This window comes from Pseudomonas sp. S09G 359, assembly GCF_002843605.1.
GTDB lineage: Bacteria > Pseudomonadota > Gammaproteobacteria > Pseudomonadales > Pseudomonadaceae > Aquipseudomonas.
In genome coordinates, this window is record NZ_CP025263.1 from 26,067 (window position 1) to 51,305 (window position 25,239).

A 25,239-nucleotide genomic window follows, 5' to 3' on the forward strand; every position below is an offset into this window, starting at 1 on the left:
ATCGTGGTTTTTAGCTGTGCGAGGGCGCCGCAACACTTTCCAAGCGATAGCCGTATCCATAGATCGTCAACAGCTGCCAACCCCGATCTGCGGTCAGCCCCAGCTTGTTGCGCAGACGATAGATATGCGTATCCAGTGGCCGTGACGAAACCATTTCCTCATGGGTCCAGAAGCGTTCGTAGAGGTACTCACGGGAAAGCGGCCGGGCCAGGTTGGCGAACAAACAACTGGCCAGGCGATATTCACGCTCGGTCAGGTTGATCGGTTTGCCTGCCCGGGTGACGGTCAGTTCCGCATCGTCGAAGGTCAGGTCGTTAAAACTTTGCACTTCATGGGTCGTCGACTTCTGCAGGCCGTGGCGCCGCAACACCGCCGTCACTCGGGCTTTCAGCTCATTGGGGCGAAAGGGCTTGCTGACGTAGTCGTCGGCACCGCTATTGAGGGCCGTGACAATATCGCTCTCCGCATCGCGGCTGGTGAGCATGATCACGGCGGGTGGTGATTCCATGTGTTCACGGGTCCAGCGCAGCAATGCGATGCCGGTGATATCGGGCAGTTGCCAGTCGAGTATCAGCAGGTCGAACGTTTCCCGGCGCAACTGGCGCAACAGGTCTTCACCCCGCTCGAAGCAATGCAGAGTCCACGGCTGTTCGGCGGTGCTAGGGATTTGTCGCAGGGTCTGTTCTACGCGTCGCAATTCAGCAGGTTCGTCATCCAGTATTGCGACACGCATGTCGTGGGTCCCTTTCTACTAAAAATATGGCAGCCGGCGGCTTCAAAATAAAAGGCACGTGTTGCGCAGTTGCCGGCCATTGAATCTGAAGAATTGTGGTCAGATTCAACGTCGCTTGGATCTCTAGGTACGCTGCAATCAAAGAGCGGTTTGCTCTTTGAAAACCCTCTATACCTATGTGGGAAAGATACCGGCTCCGGACGGTAAGTAAAAGGATCAGCCGACACATGCGCTGGCGTAAACTGTTGTGCGCAGATCGGCAATCGCCAATATCGACGATCAAGCACGACCTGGAAGGGAAACTGGGGTCTATGACATCTTCTATTACCCGCCAACTGCACAGGCGCGTTAAACAATGATGCTTTGGGGTAAGGCCGAAAAACGTCAACCCACCCATGCCCAGCGGCTTTTTCACGGCTTGGTGCGTGAGTGGTTGTGGATCGGCTTACTGTTGTTGCCGATCACCGCCTACCTGTCGTTGAGCCCCGGCCTGGCCTTGAATAACCCGCTATACGACAGCCTCCGCCGTTTGACCCCGCTGCCCGTCGACCCGCGCATCCTGCTGGTGACCATCGACGACCCCAGCCTCAAGAAGCTCGGCCCGTGGCCCTGGCCGCGCAGCCTGCATGCCGACCTGATCGACCGCCTCAGCGCTGCGCAGCCGGCTGGTATTTTGTTCGATGTGATCTTCAGTGAGCCGGGCGACCCCGCCAATGACAAACGCTTGGCCGACGCCGTATGCAACGCCGGCAACGTCTTGTTGCCATTAGTGCGTGAGGGGCCCGGGAGCTATAGCCAACCCGGCGGGCAACTGCTGCCCCTGCTTAAATGTGCCAAAGGCGTAGGCCATATCAATGTCGAAGCCGACAGCGACGGCGTGGTCCGCAGCCTGTATATGCGCGAAGGCCCACCCAATACCACGGCGCCCCAGTTGGCGTGGCTGGCCTATGTGATGAGCGGTCAACCGGCAGAGATGCCCGGCGAGCCTCTGGAGCCAACAGGCTCGCAATGGCACCGGGAACACGCGATCCGTATCCCGTTCATCGCGCCCCACACGCACTTTCCCAGCGTGTCGTATGCCAGCGTGTTGCGCGGTGAGGTGTCGCCCGAACGGCTGCATAACCGCCTGATCCTGGTGGGGGCCACGGCGTCCGGCATGGGCGATCGGTTTGTTACCCCGCTCTCCGCTACGGTTGGCACCACGGCGGGGGTAGAAATCCAGGCCAACGTGCTCAACGGCTTACTGCAAGGGCGCAGCATCGTGGATTTGCCCGGATGGCAGGCGGCAACGCTGGCGACATCCCTGGTGGCGCTGCTGCTGGGCCTGCTGCTCTACCGCCCGCGCTATGCACTGTGGATGACCCTGGGCTGCATGGCCGCGGCACTGCTTGGTTCATGGGCCTTGTTACGGCTGGGCCATTGGTGGTCACCTGCGGCCTGCCTGGTCGGCTTGCTGCTCAGTTACCTGATCTGGAACTGGCGCCGCCTCAGCGTGATCCTCGCCTACTTCGGCTGGGAACTGGCGCGCCTGGATGACGAGCCCAAAGTGCTTCCAGAACGCCGCCGTGCACCGGCCAGTAAAGGTGATGTGTTGCAGGGCCGCATCTTTGCCCTGGAGCAGGCCGTCAGCCGTACACGTGATACCCGGCGCTTCATGGCCGATGGCCTGGAGTGCCTGCCGGTGGCGACGCTGATCACCGACCCCAAGGGCAATATCCTGCTGGCCAACCGCATCGCCCGCGAAGTATTCGGCAATGACCTGGTTAACCAGAACCTGCTGGAGCAACTAGCCGACTTGGGTTACCCGCCGCTGCACAACGGCGTGCGCCCTGCCCTTTCGGCACTGGAACTGGTTGAGTTCCGCGACATCCACCAACGCAGTCTGCGTATGGAGATTGCCCCTTTGCTGCCCGCTGAAGGGGATGTCGCACTTGGCTGGCTGCTGAGCCTCACCGACCTGAGCAAGGAGCGTGAGGCCCAGCAGCACCGGGAAACCATGCTGCGTTTTCTTTCCCACGACCTGCGGGCACCGCACTCGGCGATCCTCGCACTGCTGGATGTGCACAGTGGCGAGTCACCGGTGTACGCCCAGATCGAACAGCAGGTGCGTCGCGCGTTGAGCCTTACCGACTCTTTCGTCCAACTCGCGAAAGCCGAGGCCGACGGCTACCACTTCCAGCCCACGCTGTTTGCCATGCTGGTGATGGATGCATTTGACCAAGTGGCGGTGATCGCCCAGCTCAAGGGTATTCATATGGTCCATGACCTGGATGAAGCTGATGAGGGCATGGTGTCAGCCGACCAATCGCTGCTAACCCGTGCGCTGTTCAACGTGCTGGAGAACGCGATCAAATATTCGCCTTCCGGTACCACCGTGCGTTTAAGGCACACCACCACGGACGGCTGGCTGGAATGCCGCATCAGTGATCAGGGCCCAGGGATAGCGGCGCAGGACTTGCCGGAATTGTTCAGCCAGTACAAACGCTTCGATTCTGCCCAGGGCAGTGAGGGTTTGGGGTTGGGGCTGACCATGGTCAAGGCGGTGGTGGAGCGCCATGGCGGCCACATCAGCTGTGAAAGCACGGTGGGTAAAGGCACGGCGTTCAACGTGCAATTGCCCTTGCTGGAGGACTGAAAAAGCCGGCTTTTCTGCTGTGCATAAAAAACCGGTCTCAAGGACCGGTTTTTTACTGCGGAAAAAACTTATGCACCTTTTTCGCGATTTTATGAGCTTGGGAAATATGTAGTTAAATCAGCTTCTTATGAGCCAAAAACGGCAATTCGCCAACAAACCGTACACAGGTTATCCACAGATGCTCAGACCACAGGGGTGTCGACTACCACCGGCTCCGGCGGCAGCGAACCCATAGCTCGTTGTTGCGCTTCATTCCAGGCCTGGGCGCGGTCATTCAGCGCGGCAATAGCCCGTGGGCCCTCGCCTTCGGCGTACATCGGCTCGCCAATTATCACGGTGATGGTGCCCTCACGTTTGGCCCAGCCGGTCTTTGGCCAGAACTTGCCGGCGTTATGCGCAATCGGCAACACCGGCAGGTTGGCATTCACCGCCAAGGCGGTACCGCCGCGTGAGAACTTGCCCACGGTACCGTAGGGCACGCGCGTACCCTCGGGGAAGATCAGCACCCAAACGCCATCCTTGAGCAGCTCGTCGCCCTTCTTGGCGACGTGCTTGAGCGCGGCCTTGGGGTTGTCACGATCAATCGCGATCGGACGCAGCATGGCCATGGCCCAGCCGAAAAACGGCACGTACAGCAATTCGCGCTTGAGCACCTGGCTCAGGGGCGAGAAGTACGCCGACAGAAAGAACGTCTCCCAGGTGCTCTGGTGGTTCGACAAAATCACGCAGGGCTGGTCTGGCACGTTCTCGGCACCCTTGATCTCAAAGCGAATGCCCAGAAATACCTTGGTCAGCCACAGCGCGCAGCGGCACCAATAGACGTTGATAAAGCGGTAGCGCGCCTTGAACGGCAAGAAGGGCGCGATAAAAAAGCTCAGGGTGCACCAGAGAAACGAACTGGTGCCCAGCAGCAGGTAAAAGAAGAAGGTTCTGATGGCCTGCAAAATCGACATGGCGGCATTTACCGTTGCGGGACAACGCCCGCCTGTTAAAAGCGCACTCCCGAACACTCCTTGGCCAGGAAGTCGAGGGCGGCTAGTTGTTGATAAGTTCTGCGGCAATCGCCGCCAGATCGTCAAAAATCAAGGTGCCTACCGGCAGGTTTTTCGCCTGGGTCTTTTCGCCTTTCCCGGTCTTTACCAAAACTGGCTGAGAGTCGACGGCTTTGGCCGCCTCCAGGTCACCGAGGCTGTCCCCGACGAACCATATCCCAGCCAATGGCACCTTGTAATGTTCTGCAATGGTTTTCAACATGCCAGGCTTGGGTTTGCGGCAATCGCAGCCCTCATCCGGCCCGTGGGGGCAGTACACCACCAACCCCACCTCACCGCCCTGCTCGGCCACCAACGTGCGCAAGCGCGCGTGCATGGCGTCCAGGGTGGCGATGTCGTAGTAGCCACGGGCGATGCCGGACTGGTTGGTGGCGATGGCCACGGTCCAGCCGGCTTTGCTCAACTGCGCGATGGCCTCGATCGAGCCGGGCAGCGGAATCCATTCCTCCACCGACTTGATGTAAGCGTCGGAGTCGTAATTGATCACCCCGTCCCGATCGAGAATCAGCAGTTTCAACATGGTCAGCTCAGTGTGGAAATGTCGGCGATGTTGACGAACAAGCCGCGCAGACGCGCCAGCATGGCGTAGCGGTTTTTCCGCACACCGGCATCTTCGGCATTGATCATCACGGCTTCGAAGAACGCATCCACCGGCTCACGCAGGGTGGCCAGGCGCGCCAGGGCTTCGGCGTAGTTGCGTTCGGCGATCAGCGGCTTCACCGCGTTTTCAGCCTTGGCGATGGCCGAGTTCAGCGAGAACTCCTTGGCATCGGCAAACAGGCCTGGGTCGACTTCGGCGTTGCCCAGGCCTTCGGCCTTGCTCAGCAGGTTCGACACACGCTTGTTCACGGCCGCCAGGGCATCGGCTTCGGGCAATTTGCGGAACGCTTGTACGGCTTGTACACGCTGGTCGAAGTCCAACGCCGAACCTGGTTGCAGGGCACGTACCGACAGGTAGACGGAAACATCCACGCCTTCGTCTTCGTAACGCGCACGCAGGCGGTCGAACACGAACTCCAGCACTTGCTCGGCCAGGCCGGCTTGCTTGACCTTGGCGCCGAACTGGCCGACGGCGAACACCACGGCCTGGGTCAGGTCGAGGTCCAGCTTCTTGTCGATCAGGATGCGCAGTACGCCCAGTGCGGCACGGCGCAAGGCATACGGGTCTTTGCTACCGGTCGGCAACATGCCGATACCGAAGATACCCACCAGGGTATCCAGCTTGTCGGCGATGGCCACGGCCGCACCGGTCAAGGTGGTTGGCAGCTCGGCGCCGGCACCGCGCGGCATGTACTGCTCGTTCAGCGCCAGGGCAACGTCGTCGGCTTCGCCATCGTTGAGGGCGTAGTAGTAGCCGGCAACACCTTGCATCTCAGGGAACTCGCCGACCATCTCGGTGGCCAGGTCGCACTTGGACAGCAGGCCGGCACGCGCGGCCCAGGCAGCGTCACCGCCAATGCGAGGGGCAATGTAGGCCGCCAGCTTGGAGATGCGCACGGCTTTGTCGTAGACGCTGCCGAGTTTTTCCTGGAACACCACGTTTTGCAGGCGCAGGTTGAAGTCTTCGAGCTTCTGCTTCTTGTCTTGCTTGAAGAAGAACTCAGCGTCGGTCAGGCGCGGGCGAACGACTTTTTCGTTACCGGCGATGATCTGCTGCGGGTCCTTGCTCTCGATGTTGGCCACGGTGATAAAGCGCGGCAGCAACTTGCCGTCCACGTCCAGCAGGCAGAAGTACTTCTGGTTGTCCTGCATGGTGGTGATCAGCGCTTCTTGCGGCACGTCGAGGAAACGTTCTTCGAACGAGCACACCAACGGCACCGGCCATTCAACCAGTGCGGTCACTTCGTCGAGCAGGCTTGGCGGCACGATGGCGGTGCCTTCCTGCAGGCGGGCCAGCTCTTCGGTGCGCTTGCTGATCAGTTCGCGACGCTCATTGGCATCGGCCAGCACGTAAGCCGCACGCAGGTCGGCGGCGTAGTTGGCCGGCGAGGTGATGCGCACCGCTTGCGGGTGGTGGAAGCGATGACCACGGGAATCACGGCCGGCCTTCTGGGCGAGGATCGTGCAATCGATGACCTGGTCACCGAGCAGCATCACCAGCCATTGGGTTGGGCGGACGAACTCTTCCTTGCGTGCACCCCAGCGCATGCGCTTAGGGATCGGCAGGTCGTTCAGGGAGTCTTCAACGATGGTCGGCAACAGGCTGGCGGTCGGCTTGCCGGTGATCACCTGGCTGAAGCGCAGTTTCGGGCCGCTCTGGTCGATCTCGCTCAGCTCCACGCCACACTTCTTGGCAAAACCAAGGGCGGCCTGGGTTGGGTTGCCTTCGGCGTCGAACGCGGCTTGGCGTGGCGGACCGTCGAGGTTGATGCTGCGGTCCGGCTGCTGGGTTTCCAGCGCGGTCAACAGAACAGCCAGACGGCGCGGCGCGGCGTAGACTTTTTTCGCTTCAAACTTCAGGCCAGCAGTTTGCAGGCCTTTTTCGATACCGGCCAGGAATGCATCGGCCAGGGTATTGAGTGCCTTGGGTGGCAGCTCTTCGGTGCCCAGTTCAACCAGGAAATCTTGAGCACTCATTGTGCAGCCTCCAGCTTAGCCAACACTTCATCACGCAGGTCCGGGGTAGCCATCGGGAAGCCCAGCTTGGCGCGAGCCAACAGGTAGGCTTGGGCGACGGAACGCGCCAGGGTGCGTACACGCAGGATGTATTGCTGGCGCGCGGTTACCGAGATGGCACGGCGGGCGTCCAGCAGGTTGAAGGTGTGAGAGGCCTTCAACACCATTTCGTAGCTCGGCAACGGCAGCGGCTGGTCGAGTTCGATCAGGCGCTTGGCTTCGCTTTCATAGAAGTCGAACAGTTCGAACAGCTTGTCGACATTGGCGTGTTCGAAGTTGTAAGTGGATTGCTCCACTTCGTTCTGGTGGAACACGTCGCCATAGGTGACTTTGCCGAACGGGCCGTCAGCCCACACCAGGTCGTAGACCGAATCCACGCCTTGCAGGTACATGGCCAGACGCTCGAGGCCGTAGGTGATTTCGCCGGTCACCGGGTAGCACTCGATGCCGCCCGCTTGCTGGAAGTAAGTGAACTGCGTCACTTCCATGCCATTGAGCCAGACTTCCCAGCCCAGGCCCCAGGCGCCCAGGGTCGGCGACTCCCAGTTGTCTTCGACGAAACGGATGTCGTGCACCAGTGGGTCCAGGCCCACGTGCTTGAGCGAGCCCAGGTAGAGTTCCTGGAAGTTATCCGGGTTCGGCTTCAATACCACCTGGAACTGGTAGTAATGCTGCAGACGGTTCGGGTTCTCGCCGTAGCGGCCGTCAGTCGGGCGACGACTGGGCTGCACATAAGCGGCGTTCCAGGTTTCCGGGCCGATGGCCCGCAGGAATGTTGCGGTGTGGAAAGTGCCGGCGCCTACTTCCATATCGTAGGGCTGAAGTACCACACAACCTTGCTCGGCCCAGTATTGCTGGAGGGCGAGGATCAAGTCTTGGAAGGTACGCACGGCTGGCGTAGGCTGGCTCACGAAATTCACCTGTTACTTGGGCTGCGATTTAAAGAGCGGGAGTATACCCGATTCGGCCCTGCCACCACTCCCTGGAGCCTTATGCCACGCTGCTTTTGGTGTTCTGAAGATCCGCTGTACATGGCTTATCACGATCAGGAGTGGGGAACGCCGCTGCGCGATGCGCAGGGTCTGTTCGAGTTGCTTTTGCTCGAAGGGTTCCAGGCGGGCCTGTCCTGGATCACCGTTTTACGCAAACGCGAGCATTATCGAAAGGTCTTGTTCGGTTTTGATGCGCAGAGGCTTGCGCGGTTGAGCGACGCTGAGATCGAAGCGTTGATGCTCGATCCGGGCATTGTGCGTAATCGCTTGAAGCTCAACGCCACCCGCCGCAATGCCGCTGCCTGGTTGGCGCTGGAGGATCCGGTGGGGTTGCTCTGGTCGTTTGTCGGCGGCGTGCCCAAGGTCAACCACTTCAAGGATCGCAGCCAGGTCCCGGCAATTACCCCCGAGGCCGAAGCCATGAGCAAAGCCTTGAAAAAAGCCGGCTTCACCTTCGTTGGCCCGACCATCTGCTACGCATTCATGCAGGCCTCGGGCATGGTCATGGACCACACTCAGGACTGCGACCGTTACGCGGACTTGGCCAACGCCGGTTAGAATGCCGGCTTTGCGCACCGCACACGAACAGGAGTGACCTGTGGAAAAGTTTAAAGGCGCCTTGCTGGTAGGCGCTCTCCGATTATTTGCCCTGCTGCCCTGGCGCGCTGTCCAGGCCGTCGGCACGGCGATTGGCTGGATCATGTGGAAAACCCCCAACCGCTCCCGCGACACGGTGCGGATCAACCTGTCCAAATGCTTCCCGGACATGGACCCGGCCGCCCGCGAGCGCCTGGTTGGCCAAAGCCTGATGGACATCGGCAAGTCCCTCACCGAAAGCGCCTGCGCCTGGATCTGGCCGGCCCAGCGCTCCATTGACCTGGTGCGCGAAGTCGAAGGCCTGGATGTACTGCACGCGGCGTTGGCCTCGGGCAAAGGCGTGGTTGGCATCACCAGCCACCTGGGCAATTGGGAAGTGTTGAACCACTTCTATTGCAACCAGTGCAAACCGATCATTTTCTATCGCCCACCCAAGCTCAAGGCGGTGGATGAGCTGCTGCGCAAACAGCGCGTACAACTGGGAAACCGTGTGGCCGCGTCGACCAAGGAAGGCATCCTCAGTGTCATCAAGGAAGTGCGCAAGGGTGGCCAAGTGGGCATTCCCGCTGACCCGGAGCCGGCGGAATCCGCGGGGATCTTCGTACCCTTCTTCGCCACCCAGGCGCTGACCAGTAAGTTCGTGCCGAACATGCTCGCGGGCCACAAGGCCGTGGGCGTCTTCCTGCACGCCCTGCGGCTGCCGGACGGTTCGGGCTACAAAGTGATCCTGGAAGCGGCGCCGGAAGACATGTACAGCACCGACACCGCTACGTCCTGCGCGGCGATGAGCAAGGTGGTGGAGCGCTATGTGGGGGCTTACCCGAGCCAGTACATGTGGAGCATGAAGCGCTTCAAGAAACGCCCACCGGGTGAAGAGCGGTGGTACTGATTTACTGCTGCCTCAAGACCAATACAAAACCAAATGTGGGAGGGGGCTTGCCCCCGATGGCGGTGGTTCAGTCAAAGATGCATCGACTGACACTCCGTTATCGGGGGCAAGCCCCCTCCCACATTTGGTTCAGATCAGGCCTGGCGGTCGAGTTTTTTCAGGAACACCGTCATCTCTTTCTCGGCCTGCTTGTCGCCATGTGCCTGGGCCGCTTCGATGCCTTTTTCCCACGCCAAGCGCGCCGCTGCACGATCCTCCAGCCCCAACTGCGCCTTGCCCAACAACTTCCACGCCGCCGAATACTTCGGGTCGAACTCAACGCACTTGCGCAAATGCTCCGCCGCCTTGGCGTTATCTTTCAGGTCCAGATAACCCTTGCCTAAACCAAAGCGCAGCAATGAATTATCCACACCCTTGGCGAGCATTTTTTCCAGGGATTCGAGCATTTAATGCCACCTTGAGCGAAGTAAGGCTGTTGTGGTGAGGGAGCAAGCTCCCTCACCACACTGGAGTATTCACACTTAGAAAAAACTTAGGCCCACGTGGAACAGTTTCTCCACATCGCGGATATGTTTTTTATCCACAAGGAACAGGATTACGTGGTCACCGGTAGCGATCACCGTATCGTCGTGGGCAATGATCACTTCTTCATCGCGAATAATCGCGCCGATGGTGGTGCCCGGCGGCAAGCCGATATCGCGGATGGCCTTGCCGATCACCTTGCTCGACTTTGAATCACCATGGGCAATCGCCTCGATGGCTTCTGCCGCGCCCCGGCGCAGGGAGTGCACGCTGACAATATCGCCCCGCCGCACGTGGGCCAGCAGGGTGCCGATGGTAGCCAGCTGCGGGCTGATGGCGATGTCGATATCGCCACCCTGGATCAGGTCGACATAGGCCGGGTTGTTGATGATGGTCATCACCTTCTTCGCGCCCAGCCGCTTGGCCAGCAGGGACGACATGATGTTGGCTTCGTCATCGTTGGTCAGGGCCAGGAAGATGTCGGCGTCGGCGATGTTCTCTTCCATCAGCAGGTCGCGGTCCGAGGCACTGCCTTGGAGTACGACGGTGCTGTCGAGGGTGTCGGACAAATGCCGGCAGCGCGCCGGGCTCATCTCGATGATCTTCACCTGGTAGCGGCTTTCGATGGCCTCGGCCAGGCGCTCGCCAATCTGCCCGCCGCCGGCGATGACGATGCGTTTGTAGGTCTCGTCCAGCCGGCGCATTTCGCTCATCACTGCACGAATATTCGCTTTGGCAGCGATGAAAAATACCTCGTCGTCGGCCTCGATCACGGTGTCGCCCTGGGGCAGGATCGGCCGGTCACGGCGGAAAATCGCGGCGACGCGGGTTTCCACATTCGGCATGTGTTCACGCAGTTGGCGCAGTTGCTGGCCCACCAGCGGCCCACCGTAGTAGGCCTTGACCGCCACCAGTTGGGCCTTGCCGCCGGCGAAGTCGATCACCTGCAAGGCGCCGGGAATCTCGATCAGGCGCTTGATGTAATGGGTCACCACCTGCTCGGGGCTGATCAGCACATCCACCGGGATCGCGTCGTTGTCGAACAGGCCGGCACGGGTCAGGTACGCGGCTTCGCGTACCCGGGCAATCTTGGTCGGGGTGTGGAACAGGGTATGGGCGACCTGGCAGGCGACCATATTGGTTTCGTCGCTGTTGGTAACGGCCACCAGCATGTCGGCATCATCGGCACCGGCCTGACGAAGCACTGTGGGAAACGACGCACGGCCTTGTACGGTGCGGATGTCCAGGCGGTCGCCCAAATCGCGCAGGCGCTCGCTGTCGGTGTCGACCACGGTGATGTCGTTGGCTTCGCTGGCCAAATGTTCGGCTAACGTGCCACCGACCTGCCCTGCCCCAAGGATGATGATTTTCATCCGGTCACTCCCTTAAGCCCGTTCAGCCGCGCGCGGCGGCGATCTTGATCAGTTTGGCGTAGTAGAAACCATCGTGCCCGCCTTCTTGCGCGAGCAATTGGCGGCCGTGGGGCTGCTTGATACCGGCTGCGGTGGCGAGGTCCAGCTCCCGCGCGCCGCTGGTGCGGGCGAGGAAGGCTTGGATGACCTCGGTGTTTTCGGTGGGCAAGGTGGAACACGTGGCGTAGAGCAGGATGCCGCCGACTTCGAGGGTCGGCCACAGCGCGTCGAGCAGTTCGCCTTGCAGCACCGCCAGGGCGGCGATGTCGTCGGGTTGGCGGGTGAGCTTGATGTCCGGGTGGCGGCGGATCACGCCGGTGGCGGAGCACGGCGCGTCCAGCAGGATGCGCTGGAAGGGTTTGCCGTCCCACCAGGTGGCGGTGTCGCGGCCGTCGGCGGCGATCAGTTCGGCGCTGAGGCCCAGGCGCGCAAGGTTTTCGCGCACGCGCACCAGGCGTTTGGCTTCCAGGTCGACCGCGACCACACCCGCCAGGTCTTTTTCGACTTCCAGAATGTGACAGGTCTTACCGCCCGGCGCGCAGCAGGCATCCAGCACGCGCTGGCCCGGCGCCAAGTCGAGCAGGTCGGCGGCCAGTTGCGCGGCTTCATCCTGCACGCTGATCCAGCCTTCGGCGAAGCCTGGCAGGCTGCGCACATCGGCGGCGGCTTCGAGCACGATGCCGTCGGTGCTGTACACACACGGTGTGGCGCTGATGCCGGCAGCGGCGAGCAATTGCAGGTAGGCGTCACGGCTGTGATGGCGACGGTTGACCCGCAGGATCATCGGCGGGTGTGCATTGTTGGCTGCGCAAATGGCTTCCCATTGCTCGGGCCAGAAGGCCTTGAGGGATTTTTGCAGCCAGCGCGGGTGGGCGGTGCGCACCACCGGGTCGTGTTCCAACTCGGCCAGCAGCGCTTCGCTTTCGCGCTGGGCGCGGCGCAGTACGGCATTGAGCAGGGCCTTGGCCCAAGGTTTTTTCAGTTTGTCGGCGCAACCTACGGTTTCACCGATGGCGGCGTGGGCCGGTACGCGGGTGTAGAGCAGTTGGTAGAGGCCCACCAGCAGCAGCGCCTCCACATCGGCATCGGCCGCCTTGAAGGGCTTTTGCAGCAGCTTGGCCGCCAGCGCCGACAAGCGCGGCTGCCAGCGGGCGGTGCCGAAGGCCAGGTCCTGGGTAAAGCCGCGATCGCGGTCTTCGACCTTATCCAGTTGGGTCGGCAACGAACTGTTCAGCGAAGCCTTGCCGTTGAGCACGGCGGCCAGGGCCTTGGCGGCGGCCAGACGTGGGTTCATTGGGCTACCACCCCGAGGACGGTGCCCAAGGCAAATTTCTCACGACGACTGTTGAACAAATCGCTGAAATTAAGTGCCTTGCCGCCGGGCAACTGCAGGCGGGTCAGACACAGTGCCTGCTCACCGCAGGCCACCAACAGGCCTTCCTTGCTGGCGCCGATGATTTCACCGGGGGCGCCGGTGCCGTCGGCCAAGGTGGCGGCCAACACCTTCAAGGCTTCGCCATTGACGCTGCTGTGGCAGATCGGCCACGGGTTGAAGGCACGTACCAGGCGCTCCAGCTCCACGGCCGGGCGGCTCCAGTCGATGCGCGCTTCGTCTTTATTCAATTTGTGCGCGTAGGTCGCGAGACTGTCGTCCTGCACTTCGCCTTCCAGGGTACCGGCTGCGAGGCCCGCGATGGCCTCGATCACGGCCGGCGGGCCCAGCTCGGCGAGGCGGTCGTGCAGGCTGCCACCGGTGTCTTGAGCGGTGATTGCGGTGCTGACTTTGAGCAGCATCGGGCCGGTGTCCAGGCCCGCTTCCATGCGCATCACGGTCACGCCGCTTTCGCTGTCGCCCGCTTCCACGGCGCGCTGGATCGGCGCCGCACCGCGCCAGCGTGGCAGCAGCGAGGCATGGCTGTTGATGCAGCCCAGGCGTGGGATATCCAGCACCACTTGCGGCAGGATCAAGCCGTAAGCCACCACCACCAGCAGGTCCGGTTGCAGTGCAGCCAGTTCAGCCTGGGCCTCGGCATTACGCAGGGTCGGCGGTTGCAGCACAGGGATGTTGTGCTCAAGGGCCAGTTGCTTGACCGGGCTCGGCATCAGTTTTTGCCCGCGACCGGCCGGGCGATCCGGCTGGGTGTACACCGCCACGATGTCATAAGGGCTGGCAAGCAGCGCCTTGAGGTGTTCGGCGGCAAATTCGGGGGTGCCGGCAAAAACAATGCGCAATGGCTCGGTCATGGGAGTTCTCGGTTAAAAGCAGTCACAAAAGAAAAAGGCTTGCTGCAGCAAGCCTTTGGAAGGAGGGCATCAAGCTTGCTGGCGATGCTTTTTTTCCAGCTTCTTCTTGATCCGGTCGCGCTTGAGCGTGGACAGGTAATCGACAAACAGCTTGCCGTTGAGGTGGTCGCATTCGTGCTGGATGCACACCGCCAGCAGGCCTTCGGCGATCAGCTCGAACGGCTTGCCGTCGCGGTCCAGGGCCTTGATCTTCACGCGCAGCGGGCGTTCGACGTTCTCGTAGAACTCCGGCACCGACAGGCAGCCTTCCTGATATTCGCCCATCTCTTCGGTCAGCGGTTCGAACTCCGGGTTGATGTACACCATCGGTTCGCTGCGGTCTTCCGACAGGTCCATGACCACGACGCGCTGATGCACGTTGACCTGGGTCGCGGCGAGGCCGATGCCCGGGGCTTCATACATTGTTTCAAACATGTCATCGACCAACTGACGAACCTTGTCGTCCACTACGGCCACCGGTTTGGCGATCGTGCGCAGGCGCGAGTCGGGGAATTCGAGGATGTTCAAAATAGCCATAAGCGTAATTGCTGCACATGTGAGGTAGAGGCAAATCGGCGTTGGGATGGACCCACACGACCGGTGTGAAAGGCTCAAAAGCCGCGAAGGCTCTGGCGTTTCACGCGAACACACATAATAAAGGAGATTCACCCCATGAGGAAATCGCTACTCGTCTTGCTGCTGTGGGCCCCGTTTGCCATGGCCCTGCTTCCCCCGCCCGCCCAGCGCCTGGATCCAGCGACGCAACAGGCCATCCAGCGCTTTTTACTGCATAACCGCATGCTTGATACGCCCGCAGACCTTGACCACGCCCCCTACATTGTCGCGGCCGAGAGCGGGCGGGTGTTGGGCGCCAATGGCGAGCGCGTGCATGCTCGGGGCCACTTGGACCCGACCCAGCCAAGCTACGCAATCGTGCGACGCGGCAAGGCCTACACCGACCCTCAAACCCAGGAGTTGCTGGGGGTTAACGCCGACGACATTGGCACTGCGCGGTTTGTCACCGCAGGCGATCTCACTACCCTGGCGGTGCACCGGGTGACACAAGAGGTTCGCCCGGGCGACCGCCTGCTCCGCATGCAGCCGCCGGTCGATCCGGCAAGCCTGGCAGCGCCGGCTTCGGCACCGTTTATTCAAGGACACATCATCGATATCCCCAAGGGTGTGACCCAGATCGGCGTTCTGGACGCCGTAACACTCAACAAAGGCCGTCGGGAGGGGCTGGTCGAGGGCCAATTACTGAGCATCATCAAAGCTGGCGCCACTGTCCGTGACCCCCTCAGCGGCGCTCCGGCAAAGCTCCCCGATGAGCGCGCTGGCACCCTGCTGGTGTTTCGTACTTATGAAAAGCTCAGTTACGGGCTGGTGCTCAATGCCTCACGTGCGCTGGCAGTAATGGATCGTTTCGAGACTGCCCGCCAAACGCAATAAGTAGCCTGCTAAATAAGTTACCAACAGAGTTATCCACAACTTGTTCCGATCAAGGATGATCAGATGTTTCCGATAAAACGCTCCGAAATTTCCCCGTCAGAACTGGAAGCCCGACTACGCTTGCACAGGCTGCCGGAGCTAGGTCCCAAACGTTTTCACCTATTGATAGAAGCATTCGGCTCGGCTTCAAAAGCCATCAGTGCGCCTGCGAGTGCCTGGCGTGCCCTCGGCTTGCCAGTCGTCAGCGCCGATGCCCGGCGCTGCCCCGAAGTGCGCGATGGCGCCAGCGCTGCACTGGACTGGCTTGCGCGCCCGGCCCAGCATTTGCTGATGTGGGACCAGCCTGAGTACCCCGCGCTGCTTGCCCAGATCGACGATGCACCGCCGCTTTTATTCGTCGCTGGCGACCCAGCGATCCTGGAAAAACCGCAACTGGCGATGGTCGGCAGCCGCCGCGCTTCGCGCCCAGGCATGGACACCGCCGCGGCTTTTTCCCGCAGCCTGGCGAGCGCCGGTTTTGTCATCACCAGCGGCCTGGCATTGGGCATCGACGGTGCTGCGCACCAAGCCGCACTGGACGTGGGTGGCCAGACAATCGGCGTGCTCGGCACCGGCCTGGAAAATTTTTATCCACAGCGCCACAAAGCGCTCGCTGCTGCGATGATTGCCCAAGGCAGCGCGGTGGTTTCCGAGTTTCCGCTGGATGCCCCACCCCAGTCGGCGAACTTTCCACGCCGCAATCGGATTATCAGCGGCCTGTCCCTGGGCGTTCTGGTGGTGGAAGCCAGCATGGCCAGCGGGTCGCTGATCACCGCAAAACTAGCCGCCGAACAAGGCCGCGAGGTGTATGCGATCCCGGGTTCTATCCACCATCCTGGCGCCAAGGGTTGCCACCAGTTGATCCGCGACGGCGCCGTGCTGGTGGAAACCATCGAACACATTCTGGAAGGGTTACGCGGCTGGCAGGCCTTGTCACGCCCGGCCCCGATAGCGGTCACTCACCCGCTGGTAGCGTTGTTGCACGCGGCGCCCCACACCAGCGAAGCCTTGGCGATTGCCAGCGGCCGGCCGTTGTCCCAGGTGCTGGCGACACTGACCGAGCTTGAGCTGGAAGGCTTGGTTATCTGCGAAAACGGGCGCTGGCTTGCGCGCTGCTAGGTTTTGTAAAGAAGATCGGTAAACTGCGCAGAGCTTTAAGTCCGGAGAGTGAGCAATGGTCAACAGGTGGCGTGTGCTGGAAACCGCACGGGAAATTCGTGCAGGCGCGGTGATTGCCTATCCAACCGAAGCAGTGTGGGGCCTGGGCTGCGACCCGTGGAATGAAGAAGCAGTAGACCGTTTGCTCGCGATCAAGAACCGTTCGGTCGACAAGGGCCTGATCCTGGTGGCAGACAACATTCGCCAGTTCGATTTTCTCTTCGAAGACTTCCCTCAGGACTGGATCGACCGCATGGCCAGTACCTGGCCAGGGCCGAATACCTGGCTTGTGCCTCACCAGGATTTGTTGCCGGAGTGGGTTACCGGTGTGCACGACACGGTTGCGCTGCGGGTGACCGATCACCCATTGGTGCGGGACCTGTGCTCGCTGGTCGGGCCGTTGATTTCCACCTCGGCCAACCCCCAAGGCCGCCCGGCTGCGCGCACGCGGATTCGCGTGGAGCAGTATTTCCGTGGCCAGGTGGACCTGGTGCTGGGCGGCGCCCTGGGTGGGCGCAAGAACCCGAGCCTGATTCGCAATCTGGCGACGGGTGAAGTGGTGCGGCCTTCCTAGCGTTTTTGTGGCGAGGGAGCTTGCTCCCGTTGGACTGCGCAGCAGGCCTAAAACCAGAGAATGCGGTTTACCTGAAGAAACGCCATTGTCTGTTCTGGGGCCGCTTCGCGGCCCAACGGGAGCAAGCTCCCTCGCCACAAAGAGCGGTCAAGGCAACAGAATGGTGGAGCCAGTAGTGCGCCGCCCCGACAATTCCGTCTGCGCCTTGGCCGCCTCCGCCAGCCTGGCGACGGGTGAAGTGGTGCGGCCTTCCTAGCGCTTTTGTGGCGAGGGAGCTTGCTCCCGTTGGACTGCGCAGCAGGCCTAAAACCAGAGAATGCGATTTACCTGAAGAAACGCCATTGTCTGTTCTGGGGCCGCTTCGCGGCCCAACGGGAGCAAGCTCCCTTGCCACAAATAGCGGTCAAGGCCACAGAGTGGTGGAGCCAGTAGTGCGCCGCCCCGACAATTCCGTCTACGCCTTGGCCGCCTCCGCCAGCCTGGCGACGGGTCAAGTGGTGCGGCCTTCCTAGCGCTTTTGTGGCGAGGGAGCTTGCTCCCGTTGGACTGCGCAGCAGGCCCAAAACCAGAGAATGCGATTTACCTGAAGAAACGCCATTGTCTGTTCTGGGGCCGCTTCGCGGCCCAACGGGAGCAAGCTCCCTCGCCACAAAGAGCGGTCAAGGCAACAGAATGGTGGAGCCAGTAGTGCGCCGCCCCGACAACTCCGTCTACGCCTTGGCCGCCTCCGCCAGCCTGGGGACGGGTCAAGTGGTGCGGCCTTCCTAGCGCTTTTGTGGCGAGGGAGCTTGCTCCCGTTGGACTGCGCAGCAGGCCCAAAACCAGAGAATGCGATTTACCTGAAGAAACGCCATTGTCTGTTCTGGGGCCGCTTCGCGGCCCAACGGGAGCAAGCTCCCTCGCCACAAAGAGCGGTCAAGGCAACAGAATGGTGGAGCCAGTAGTGCGCCGCCCCGACAATTCCGTCTACGCCTTGGCCGCCTCCGCCAGCCTGGCGACGGGTGAAGTGGTGCGGCCTTCCTGAGACCGCGTCGCGCCCATCGCGGGCAAGCCCACTCCCACATTTGATCGAGTTTCTCCAGTTGGAACCCGATCAAAATGTGGGAGGGGGCTTGCCCGCGATGAGGCCTTCAACTCCCCTAAGATCTATCGCCTTACGGCAGCAGAATTGTGGAGCCAGTCGTGCGCCGCGCCGACAACTCCGTCTGCGCCTTGGCCGCCTCCGCCAGCGAGTAACGCTGGTTGATATCAATGCGCACCTTGCCGCTTTTGATCATCGAGAACAGGTCGTCGGCCATTGCCTGTAAGTTCGCCGGGTTGTTGGCGTAGGTCGCCAAGGTCGGCCGGGTTACATACAGCGAGCCCTTGGCCGACAGAATCCCCAGGTTCACACCATCCACCGCGCCCGAGGCATTCCCGAAGCTCACCACCAGCCCGCGCGGAGCCACGCTGTCCAGGGAGGTCAGCCAGGTGTCCTTGCCGACACCGTCGTACACCACCGGGACTTTTTTGCCGTCGGTCAATTCCAGTACGCGCTGTGCGACGTCTTCCTTGCTGTAGTCGATGGTTTCCCAGGCGCCGAGGGATTTGGCCAGAGCGGCTTTTTCTGGCGAGCTGACCGTGCCGATCAGCTTCACGCCCAGGGCATTGGCCCATTGGCAGGCCAGGGAGCCCACGCCACCGGCGGCGGCGTGGAACAGAATGGTTTCGCCACCCTTCAACTCATAGGTCTGGCGTAGCAGGTACTGCACGGTCAGGCCCTTGAGCATGGCACCGGCAGCTTGTTCAAAGCTGATGTCGTCCGGCAGGTGCACCAGGTTGGCCGCCGGCAGCACGTGCAATTGGCTGTAGGCACCGAGCGGGCCGCTGCCGTAGGCCACGCGGTCGCCGACTTTGAACTGGCTGACTTCACTGCCCACCGCATCCACCACCCCGGCGCCCTCGGCGCCCAACCCCGATGGCAGGGCTGGCGGTGCGTACAGGCCGCTGCGGAAATAGGTGTCGATGAAGTTCAGGCCAATGGCCTCGTTGCGCACGCGAACCTGCTGCGGGCCCGGCTCCGCCGGCGTGTAGTCCACATATTCAAGTACTTCGGGGCCGCCATGGGCGCTGAACTGGATACGTTTGGCCATCTGCACATCTCCTGAGGTCGAATTCGCGTAGCCCCCTATCCCACTCCTAAGCTTGATCTTCGTCAACTGCGGCGCAACGGGGAGCGGTGGTATCCTGTGCGCCCATTTGCCGCCGACGCCCAATGGCCTCGCGTAGCTTTGCCCGATTCAAGGTGATGCCATGACTACCCGCACCGAGGCTGTAAAGGCCTACCTGCTTGACCTGCAAGACCGCATTTGCAGCGCCCTGGAAACCTTCGAGACGGACACTCGCTTTATCGAAGACGCCTGGACCCGGCCTGCCGGCGGCGGCGGTCGCACCCGTGTGATCGAAAACGGCGTGGTGATCGAAAAAGGCGGCGTTAACTTTTCCCACGTGTTCGGCAGCGGCCTCCCACCGTCCGCCAGTGCACATCGCCCGGAGCTGGCCGGTCGTGGGTTTGAAGCGCTTGGCGTATCGCTGGTGATCCACCCGCACAACCCCCATGTGCCGACTTCCCACGCCAACGTGCGGTTTTTCATCGCTGAAAAAGACGGCGAAGAACCAGTGTGGTGGTTTGGTGGCGGCTTCGACCTCACGCCCTACTACGGCAACGAAGAAGACTGCATCCACTGGCACCGCGTGGCCGAGCAGGCCTGTGCACCGTTCGGCGCCGACGTGTATTCGCGCTACAAGGCTTGGTGCGACAGCTACTTCCACATCAAGCATCGCAATGAACCGCGTGGCATCGGCGGCCTGTTCTTCGATGATTTGAACGAGTGGGATTTCGACACCTGCTTCGCCTTCATCCGCGCCATCGGTGATGCGTACATCGACGCCTACCTGCCGATCGTGCAGCGCCGCAAGGCCCTGGCGTATACCGAGCAGCAACGCGAATTCCAGGAGTTTCGCCGTGGTCGCTACGTCGAGTTCAACCTGGTGTATGACCGTGGCACCCTGTTCGGCCTGCAGTCGGGCGGGCGTACCGAGTCGATCCTGATGTCGCTGCCGCCGCAAGTGCGCTGGAGCTACGACTGGAAAGCCGAGGCCGGCAGCGAAGAAGCACGCCTCACTGACTACTTCCTGCAAGACCGCGACTGGCTGGGCCTCGCCGCGCCAAAGGCGGCTGTCTGATGGATAAATATGTCGTATTCGGTAACCCCATCGGCCACAGCAAGTCGCCGTTGATTCACCGCATGTTTGCCGAGCAGACCGGTGAGCAATTGGACTACAGCACCTTGCTCGCGCCTTTGGAGGATTTCATCGGCTGTGCCCGTGAGTTTTTCGAGCACGGCCGTGGCGCCAACGTCACCGTGCCGTTCAAGGAAGACGCCTACCGCCTGGCCAACACCTTGAGTGAACGCGCGCAACGCGCCGGCGCGGTGAACACCCTGAGCAAGCTGGCCGACGGCACCTTGCTGGGCGACAACACCGACGGTGCCGGCCTGGTGCGCGACCTGACGGTAAACGCCGGGTTGAGCCTGCAAGGCAAGCGCATCCTGTTGCTCGGCGCGGGTGGCGCGGTGCGGGGGGCGTTAGAGCCTTTGCTGGCCGAGCGGCCGGCTTCGCTGATCATCGCCAACCGCACCGTGGAAAAGGCTGAATTGCTCGCCGAGCTGTTCGACGATCTTGGCCCGGTGTCTGCCAGCGGTTTCGACTGGCTGCGTGAGCCGGTGGACGTGATCATCAATGCCACGTCCGCCAGCCTGTCAGGCGATGTACCGCCGATTGCCGGCAGCCTGATCGAACCGGGCAAGACCTTTTGCTACGACATGATGTACGCCAAGGCACCCACCGCGTTCTGCCGCTGGGCCACCGAGCAAGGCGCAGCCGTGGCGATGGATGGTTTGGGCATGCTGGTGGAACAGGCGGCGGAAGCGTTCTACCTGTGGCGCGGCGTACGCCCGGATTCGGCGCCGGTGCTGGCTGAATTACGCCGCCAGTTGGCTTAACACCGATCTAAAGTGGGCAGATTTGAGCTGTGCCCACTTTTAACTGCATTCAGTCTTTGAAATGGATGGGGCAGTTGTCGGCCCCTTCCAGTTTTTGCAGTTCTTCAACGACCTGCGGCCTGGCCCGGCGCAACGTTAAACTACGCCCCAACCCCCGCAACCGCCGCGCTTCCTGGTGCAGCATCTCCACCCCGGAATAGTCGATAAAGTTGATCTGCTGCGCCTCGATCACCACCCGCTCGCCCGACAGGCGTTGCAGGCGCACTTGCAGGTAATGGCTGGCGCCGAAAAAGATCGAACCGCCTACCCGCAACACATCTTCGTCACCGTCGCGCCATTGCTGCACCCGCGGTTGCGACGTGCGCTTGAGGTAGAAAAACAATGAGGCCAACACACCGGCATAGATCGCTGTTTGCAGCTCCAGCAACAAGGTGGCGACGCAGGTCAGGCCCATCACCACAAACTCGGCGCGGCTGACGCGGAACAACGCGCGAATGCCGCGATGATCCACCAGGCCCCAGCAGATCAGCAGGATGCTGGCGGCCATGCTCGGGATCGGGATATGCGCGATCAAGGCCGCGCCAAACAGTGCGAACAGTGCCACCCACAGCGCGGAGAACACCCCGGCCAACGGTGAGCAAGCGCCCGCTTCATAGCTGAGGCCCGAGCGTGTAAACGAACCGGCCGACAAGTAGCCGGAGAAAAATCCGCCGACGATATTGGATAAGCCCTGCGCGCGGACTTCCTGGTTGGCGTCGAGCAATTGTTGCGAACGCGCCGACAGCGAGCGCGCAATCGACAGGCTGGTGACCAGCCCCAGCATGCCCACCGCCACGGCGCTGGGCAGCAGGCGCAGAATCATGTCCAGGTCCATCGGCAACGGGCTGAACGGCGGCAGTTTGCCGATAAACGAACTGACCAGCGCCACATGCCCGAACATCCCAGGCCACACCCACGCCGCCAGGCTGCCCAGGGCCAGCGCGATCAGCAGCGTCGGCCAGCGCGGCACCAGGTACTTGAGCGCTGCGCCCACCAGCAAGGTACCCAGGCCCAGGGCCAGTGACGCATGGTCCCACTCGCCGCTGTGGTGGATCAGTGCCAGCAGGCTATTGATCGCCGTGGCCTGGCTGGGCAAGTCCAGCCCCAACAGGTTGGGCAGTTGCCCCAGGGCAATCACCACGGCAGCGCCCAGGGTAAAGCCGAGTACCACCGAGTGGGAGACAAAATTCACCAGCGCGCCGAAGCGCAGCATGCCGAGCAGCCACTGGAATACCCCGGCGAGGCAGGTCAGCAGCAGGATCAGGGTGATGTAGTCCTGTGATCCCGGTACGGCCAGCGGGCTGACGCTGGCGTAGAGAACAATCGAAATTGCCGCCGTGGGGCCGCAGATCAAGTGCCAGGACGAGCCCCAGAGGCAGGCGATCAGTACCGGGATGATGGCGGCGTACAAGCCGTACTCCGGTGGGAGACCGGCGATCAGCGCGTAGGCAATCGACTGCGGCAGGGCGAGCACGGCGCCGCTGAGGCCGACGATCGCGTCCCGCCCGACGCTGGCGCGGGTTTGGCGTGGGAGCCAGGCGAGGAAGGGGAAGAGTGATTGGCGTGTTGGCCGGGGCATCTCAGACTCGGTTAAAAAGGGTTAGCTCAGAGTATCAGCACACATAGATCCCTGTGGGAGGGGGCTAGCCCCCGATGGGGTCCTGTCAGCTATACAGGGGTTGGCTGACACACCGCAATCGGGGGCAAGCCCCCTCCCACATTGGGATTGTGTTGGGCTTTAGAGCTTGGCTTTTACTGCGGCCAACGCATCCTGGCCATCAACGGTTTTCACACCCTCCAACCACTTATCCAACACCGCCGGGTTCGCCTTGATCCAGGCCTTTGCCGCATCGGCATTGCTGACCTTGTTGTTGGCCACCTCAGCCATGATGCTGTTCTCCATCTCCTGGGTAAAACTCAGGTTGGTCAGCAGTTTCCCGACATTCGGGCAAGCCTGTGCATAGCCTTTGCGGGTCAAGGTATACACGCTGCCGGTGTCACCAAAATACTTTTCGCCACCCTTGAGGTAATGCATTTTCAGCTGCACGTTCATCGGGTGTGGCGTCCAGCCCAGGAAGGTGACGAATTTCTGCTTCTTCACCGCCCGCGACACTTCGGCGAGCATCGCCTGTTCACTCGACTCCACCAGCTTCCACTGGCCGAGGTCGAAGTCATTCTTCTTGATGATCTCCTGCAACGAAATGTTCGCCGGCGCACCGGAGCCGATGCCGTAGATCTTCTTGTCGAACTTGTCGGCAAACTTGTTCAGGTCGGCAAAGTCATGCACGCCCGCGTCCCACACGTAGTCCGGCACGGCGAGGGTGAACTCGGTGCCGTCGAGGTTCTTGGCCAGTTGCACAACATCGCCATTGGCCACGAACTTGTCGTAGAAGCCCTGCTGCGCCGGCATCCAGTTGCCCAGGAACACATCCACCTGGCCATCCTTCAGCCCGCCAAACGTGATGGGCACCGCCAGGGTGTCGACCTTGGGTTTGTAGCCCATGCCCGTCAGCAAAAAGCCGGTGATGGCATTGGTTGCGGCAATGTCGCTCCAGCCCGGATCGGCCATTTTCACCGTGTTACAACTGGCGTCCGCATACACGTTGGCGCTGCCCAGCACCAACATGCCCAACACTACGGTTAACTTTTGCATGGCCTTCCCTCAGTTTTATTGGTTTTGGCAGGGTTGTGGATAACGTGCCTTGCGCTCCAGGTCGTCGAGGTCGATATGGTTGCGCATGTATTGCTGACTGGCGTCCACCAGCGGCTGGTGATCCCAGCTCTTCAGCTTGCCTTCGGTCAGTGCTTCAAACACCAGACGGCGGCGGCGTTGGCTGGCGAGCACCTGTTGGTGGATCGCCGGGATGTCCCATTTGGCCCGCGCCTCGTCCAGGAAGGCCGCAAACAGTGCCCGATACTGCGGCGACTGGCTGAGTTCTTCCTGCTCCCGTGGGTCGTTGTGAACATCGAACAGCAGACAAGGGTCGTCTTCGCTGTAGATGAATTTGTAGGCGCCTCGGCGAATCATCATCAACGGGCTGATGGTGCCTTCGGCCATGTACTCGCCAAACACTTCGTCGTGCCCGCCCTGCCCTTGCAAGTGCGGGACCAGTGACCGGCCGTCCAGCGGCAGGCGCGGGTCCAGCTCACCGCCGGCCAGTGCCACCAGGGTCGGCAACAGGTCGGCAGTGGACACGGCTTTGCTCACGCGGCCCGCGGCAAACTGCCCCGGCGCACTGACCAGCAGCGGCACGCGGGCGGCCATTTCAAACCAGTGCATTTTGTACCAGAGGCCCCGTTCGCCGAGCATGTCGCCATGGTCGCCGGAGAAAATGATGATCGTGTCGTCAGCCAGGCCAGTGTCTTCCAGGGTCTGCAGGAGCTTGCCGACATTGCTGTCGATGTAGCTGCACGCGCCAAAGTAGGCGCGGCGCGCATCGCGGATCTTGTCCACAGGCAGCGGTTTATCCCACAGGTCATAGACCTTGAGGAGGCGCTGGGAATGCGGGTCGAGGTCGGCCTGGGCCGGCGTTGTAGGCAATGGGATGTCGTTGTCGTCGTACAGATCCCAGAACGGCTTGGGAATGGTGTACGGGTCGTGTGGGTGGGTCATCGACACCGTGAGGCAGAACGGCTGGTCGCCGTCTTCGCGGATGTGGTCGAACAGGTATTGCTGGGCCTTGAACACCACTTCCTCGTCGAAATCCAGCTGGTTGGTGCGCACGCACGGGCCGGCCTGCAGCACCGAAGACATATTGTGGTACCAGGTGGGGCGCACGTCCGGCTCGTCCCAGTTCACGGCCCAGCCGTAGTCGGCGGGGTAGATGTCGCTGGTCAGGCGTTCTTCGTAGCCGTGCAGTTGGTCGGGGCCACAGAAGTGCATCTTGCCCGACAGCGCGGTGCGGTAGCCGAGGCGACGCAGGTAGTGGGCATAGGTCGGTACATCGGCGGGGAAATCTGCCGCGTTGTCGTAGGCGCCGATCTTGCTCGGCAACTGGCCGCTTACCAGGGTAAAGCGCGAGGGCGCGCACAGCGGGCTGTTGCAATACGCGGCGTCGAACACCACGCCCTGTGCGGCGAGGCGGCTCAAGTTCGGCAATTTGATCGGGGAAGGTCCGTAGAACGGCAGCATCGGCGCGGCCATTTGATCGGCCATGATGAAAAGAATGTTCTTGCGCTTCATGATCTATCGGCATTCCATAGGCG

General features: G+C 61.6%; 22 protein-coding genes. 8 read left to right on the forward strand and 14 right to left on the reverse strand.

Annotation, left to right across the window (positions count from 1 at the left end; all coding sequences use genetic code 11):
* Positions 1-10 precede the first annotated feature (10 nt).
* On the reverse strand, positions 11-733 hold the full coding sequence (locus CXQ82_RS00125; protein ID WP_101265042.1) for a response regulator transcription factor: 723 nt from the start codon (positions 731-733) through the stop codon (positions 11-13).
* A 355-nt stretch (positions 734-1,088) separates the two neighbouring features.
* On the opposite strand from CXQ82_RS00125, the gene CXQ82_RS00130 reads away from it, so the two are divergent.
* Complete coding sequence (locus CXQ82_RS00130) at positions 1,089-3,368, forward strand: CHASE2 domain-containing protein (protein ID WP_101265044.1); 2,280 nt, start codon at positions 1,089-1,091, stop codon at positions 3,366-3,368.
* Positions 3,369-3,550: 182 nt separating this feature from the next.
* Here the strand turns inward: CXQ82_RS00130 and CXQ82_RS00135 are convergent, their stop codons facing one another.
* From CXQ82_RS00135 to glyQ, 4 genes are all read right to left on the reverse strand, one after another.
* Positions 3,551-4,321, reverse strand: coding sequence for a 1-acyl-sn-glycerol-3-phosphate acyltransferase (locus tag CXQ82_RS00135; protein WP_101265046.1), 771 nt, complete (start codon positions 4,319-4,321; stop codon positions 3,551-3,553).
* Between the two features lie 82 nt (positions 4,322-4,403).
* Positions 4,404-4,940 (reverse strand): D-glycero-beta-D-manno-heptose 1,7-bisphosphate 7-phosphatase, encoded by a 537-nt coding sequence (gene gmhB / locus CXQ82_RS00140; protein ID WP_163034676.1) that lies wholly within the window; start codon positions 4,938-4,940, stop codon positions 4,404-4,406.
* Positions 4,941-4,942: 2 nt separating this feature from the next.
* Positions 4,943-6,997 (reverse strand): glycine--tRNA ligase subunit beta, encoded by a 2,055-nt coding sequence (gene glyS / locus CXQ82_RS00145; protein WP_101265048.1) that lies wholly within the window; start codon positions 6,995-6,997, stop codon positions 4,943-4,945.
* The gene (gene glyQ, locus CXQ82_RS00150; protein WP_003187265.1) at positions 6,994-7,947 is read right to left on the reverse strand and encodes a glycine--tRNA ligase subunit alpha; all 954 of its coding nucleotides are present in this window, start codon (positions 7,945-7,947) and stop codon (positions 6,994-6,996) included. The genes glyS and glyQ overlap by 4 nt, the downstream gene beginning before the upstream one ends.
* An 81-nt stretch (positions 7,948-8,028) precedes the next feature.
* On the opposite strand from glyQ, the gene CXQ82_RS00155 reads away from it, so the two are divergent.
* On the forward strand, positions 8,029-8,586 hold the full coding sequence (locus CXQ82_RS00155; protein WP_101265050.1) for a DNA-3-methyladenine glycosylase I: 558 nt from the start codon (positions 8,029-8,031) through the stop codon (positions 8,584-8,586).
* Positions 8,587-8,626: 40 nt separating this feature from the next.
* A complete protein-coding gene (locus CXQ82_RS00160) occupies positions 8,627-9,514 on the forward strand; it encodes a lysophospholipid acyltransferase (protein ID WP_101265052.1) in 888 nt (295 codons plus the stop codon).
* Positions 9,515-9,648: 134 nt separating this feature from the next.
* Here CXQ82_RS00160 and CXQ82_RS00165 read toward each other — a convergent pair whose 3' ends face one another.
* The 5 genes from CXQ82_RS00165 to def form a co-directional block, all read right to left on the reverse strand.
* Positions 9,649-9,960, reverse strand: a complete 312-nt coding sequence (locus CXQ82_RS00165) for a lipopolysaccharide assembly protein LapB (protein ID WP_101265053.1) — start codon at positions 9,958-9,960, stop codon at positions 9,649-9,651.
* Positions 9,961-10,035: 75 nt separating this feature from the next.
* Entirely contained in the window at positions 10,036-11,409 is a 1,374-nt protein-coding gene (trkA, locus tag CXQ82_RS00170; RefSeq protein ID WP_101265054.1) for a Trk system potassium transporter TrkA, read from the reverse strand.
* A 22-nt stretch (positions 11,410-11,431) separates the two neighbouring features.
* Positions 11,432-12,742 carry a 16S rRNA (cytosine(967)-C(5))-methyltransferase RsmB gene (rsmB, locus tag CXQ82_RS00175; protein WP_101265056.1) on the reverse strand — a complete coding sequence of 437 codons (1,311 nt, stop codon included), beginning with the start codon at positions 12,740-12,742 and terminating at the stop codon, positions 11,432-11,434.
* Positions 12,739-13,692, reverse strand: coding sequence for a methionyl-tRNA formyltransferase (fmt, locus tag CXQ82_RS00180; RefSeq protein WP_101265058.1), 954 nt, complete (start codon positions 13,690-13,692; stop codon positions 12,739-12,741). The genes rsmB and fmt overlap by 4 nt, the downstream gene beginning before the upstream one ends.
* A gap of 69 nt (positions 13,693-13,761) precedes the next feature.
* A complete protein-coding gene (gene def / locus CXQ82_RS00185; protein ID WP_032885135.1) occupies positions 13,762-14,268 on the reverse strand; it encodes a peptide deformylase in 507 nt (168 codons plus the stop codon).
* A 135-nt stretch (positions 14,269-14,403) separates the two neighbouring features.
* Here def and CXQ82_RS00190 point away from each other — a divergent pair, with 135 nt between their 5' ends.
* The 3 genes from CXQ82_RS00190 to CXQ82_RS00200 all read left to right on the forward strand — a co-directional run bounded on the left by CXQ82_RS00190 (position 14,404) and on the right by CXQ82_RS00200 (position 16,951).
* Positions 14,404-15,180, forward strand: coding sequence for a peptidoglycan-binding protein (locus CXQ82_RS00190; RefSeq protein ID WP_101265060.1), 777 nt, complete (start codon positions 14,404-14,406; stop codon positions 15,178-15,180).
* Positions 15,181-15,243: 63 nt separating this feature from the next.
* The gene (dprA, locus tag CXQ82_RS00195) at positions 15,244-16,338 is read left to right on the forward strand and encodes a DNA-processing protein DprA (protein ID WP_101265062.1); all 1,095 of its coding nucleotides are present in this window, start codon (positions 15,244-15,246) and stop codon (positions 16,336-16,338) included.
* Between the two features lie 55 nt (positions 16,339-16,393).
* A complete protein-coding gene (locus CXQ82_RS00200) occupies positions 16,394-16,951 on the forward strand; it encodes an L-threonylcarbamoyladenylate synthase (RefSeq protein ID WP_101265064.1) in 558 nt (185 codons plus the stop codon).
* 1,154 nt (positions 16,952-18,105) lie between these two features.
* Here CXQ82_RS00200 and CXQ82_RS00205 read toward each other — a convergent pair.
* Complete coding sequence (locus tag CXQ82_RS00205) at positions 18,106-19,083, reverse strand: quinone oxidoreductase (protein ID WP_101265066.1); 978 nt, start codon at positions 19,081-19,083, stop codon at positions 18,106-18,108.
* A gap of 160 nt (positions 19,084-19,243) precedes the next feature.
* On the opposite strand from CXQ82_RS00205, the gene hemF reads away from it, so the two are divergent.
* Together hemF and aroE are read left to right on the forward strand one after the other, a co-directional pair.
* Complete coding sequence (gene hemF, locus CXQ82_RS00210; RefSeq protein ID WP_101265068.1) at positions 19,244-20,176, forward strand: oxygen-dependent coproporphyrinogen oxidase; 933 nt, start codon at positions 19,244-19,246, stop codon at positions 20,174-20,176.
* Positions 20,176-20,994: a shikimate dehydrogenase gene (gene aroE / locus CXQ82_RS00215; protein ID WP_101265070.1), complete on the forward strand. Its 819-nt coding sequence runs from the start codon at positions 20,176-20,178 to the stop codon at positions 20,992-20,994. Before hemF ends, aroE begins: the two co-directional genes overlap by 1 nt.
* A gap of 49 nt (positions 20,995-21,043) precedes the next feature.
* On the opposite strand, the gene CXQ82_RS00220 is transcribed toward aroE, so the two are convergent.
* From CXQ82_RS00220 to betC, 3 genes are all read right to left on the reverse strand, one after another.
* Positions 21,044-22,612, reverse strand: coding sequence for a SulP family inorganic anion transporter (locus CXQ82_RS00220; protein ID WP_101265072.1), 1,569 nt, complete (start codon positions 22,610-22,612; stop codon positions 21,044-21,046).
* 159 nt (positions 22,613-22,771) lie between these two features.
* Complete coding sequence (choX, locus tag CXQ82_RS00225; protein WP_101265074.1) at positions 22,772-23,686, reverse strand: choline ABC transporter substrate-binding protein; 915 nt, start codon at positions 23,684-23,686, stop codon at positions 22,772-22,774.
* Between the two features lie 15 nt (positions 23,687-23,701).
* Positions 23,702-25,216, reverse strand: coding sequence for a choline-sulfatase (gene betC, locus CXQ82_RS00230; RefSeq protein WP_101265076.1), 1,515 nt, complete (start codon positions 25,214-25,216; stop codon positions 23,702-23,704).
* Between the last annotated feature and the right edge of the window lie 23 nt (positions 25,217-25,239).

Coding starts and splice junctions, on each gene's coding strand:
- CXQ82_RS00205 (WP_101265066.1), bottom strand. CDS start 19,083: ATGGCCAAACGTATCCAGTTCAGCGCCCATGGCGGCCCCGAAGTACTT.
- aroE (WP_101265070.1), top strand. CDS start 20,176: ATGGATAAATATGTCGTATTCGGTAACCCCATCGGCCACAGCAAGTCG.
- def (WP_032885135.1), bottom strand. CDS start 14,268: ATGGCTATTTTGAACATCCTCGAATTCCCCGACTCGCGCCTGCGCACG.
- hemF (WP_101265068.1), top strand. CDS start 19,244: ATGACTACCCGCACCGAGGCTGTAAAGGCCTACCTGCTTGACCTGCAA.
- CXQ82_RS00220 (WP_101265072.1), bottom strand. CDS start 22,612: ATGCCCCGGCCAACACGCCAATCACTCTTCCCCTTCCTCGCCTGGCTC.
- rsmB (WP_101265056.1), bottom strand. CDS start 12,742: ATGAACCCACGTCTGGCCGCCGCCAAGGCCCTGGCCGCCGTGCTCAAC.
- dprA (WP_101265062.1), top strand. CDS start 15,244: ATGTTTCCGATAAAACGCTCCGAAATTTCCCCGTCAGAACTGGAAGCC.
- CXQ82_RS00135 (WP_101265046.1), bottom strand. CDS start 4,321: ATGTCGATTTTGCAGGCCATCAGAACCTTCTTCTTTTACCTGCTGCTG.
- trkA (WP_101265054.1), bottom strand. CDS start 11,409: ATGAAAATCATCATCCTTGGGGCAGGGCAGGTCGGTGGCACGTTAGCC.
- CXQ82_RS00165 (WP_101265053.1), bottom strand. CDS start 9,960: ATGCTCGAATCCCTGGAAAAAATGCTCGCCAAGGGTGTGGATAATTCA.
- betC (WP_101265076.1), bottom strand. CDS start 25,216: ATGAAGCGCAAGAACATTCTTTTCATCATGGCCGATCAAATGGCCGCG.
- gmhB (WP_163034676.1), bottom strand. CDS start 4,940: ATGTTGAAACTGCTGATTCTCGATCGGGACGGGGTGATCAATTACGAC.
- CXQ82_RS00130 (WP_101265044.1), top strand. CDS start 1,089: ATGATGCTTTGGGGTAAGGCCGAAAAACGTCAACCCACCCATGCCCAG.
- choX (WP_101265074.1), bottom strand. CDS start 23,686: ATGCAAAAGTTAACCGTAGTGTTGGGCATGTTGGTGCTGGGCAGCGCC.
- CXQ82_RS00125 (WP_101265042.1), bottom strand. CDS start 733: ATGCGTGTCGCAATACTGGATGACGAACCTGCTGAATTGCGACGCGTA.
- CXQ82_RS00190 (WP_101265060.1), top strand. CDS start 14,404: ATGAGGAAATCGCTACTCGTCTTGCTGCTGTGGGCCCCGTTTGCCATG.
- glyS (WP_101265048.1), bottom strand. CDS start 6,997: ATGAGTGCTCAAGATTTCCTGGTTGAACTGGGCACCGAAGAGCTGCCA.
- fmt (WP_101265058.1), bottom strand. CDS start 13,692: ATGACCGAGCCATTGCGCATTGTTTTTGCCGGCACCCCCGAATTTGCC.
- CXQ82_RS00200 (WP_101265064.1), top strand. CDS start 16,394: ATGGTCAACAGGTGGCGTGTGCTGGAAACCGCACGGGAAATTCGTGCA.
- CXQ82_RS00155 (WP_101265050.1), top strand. CDS start 8,029: ATGCCACGCTGCTTTTGGTGTTCTGAAGATCCGCTGTACATGGCTTAT.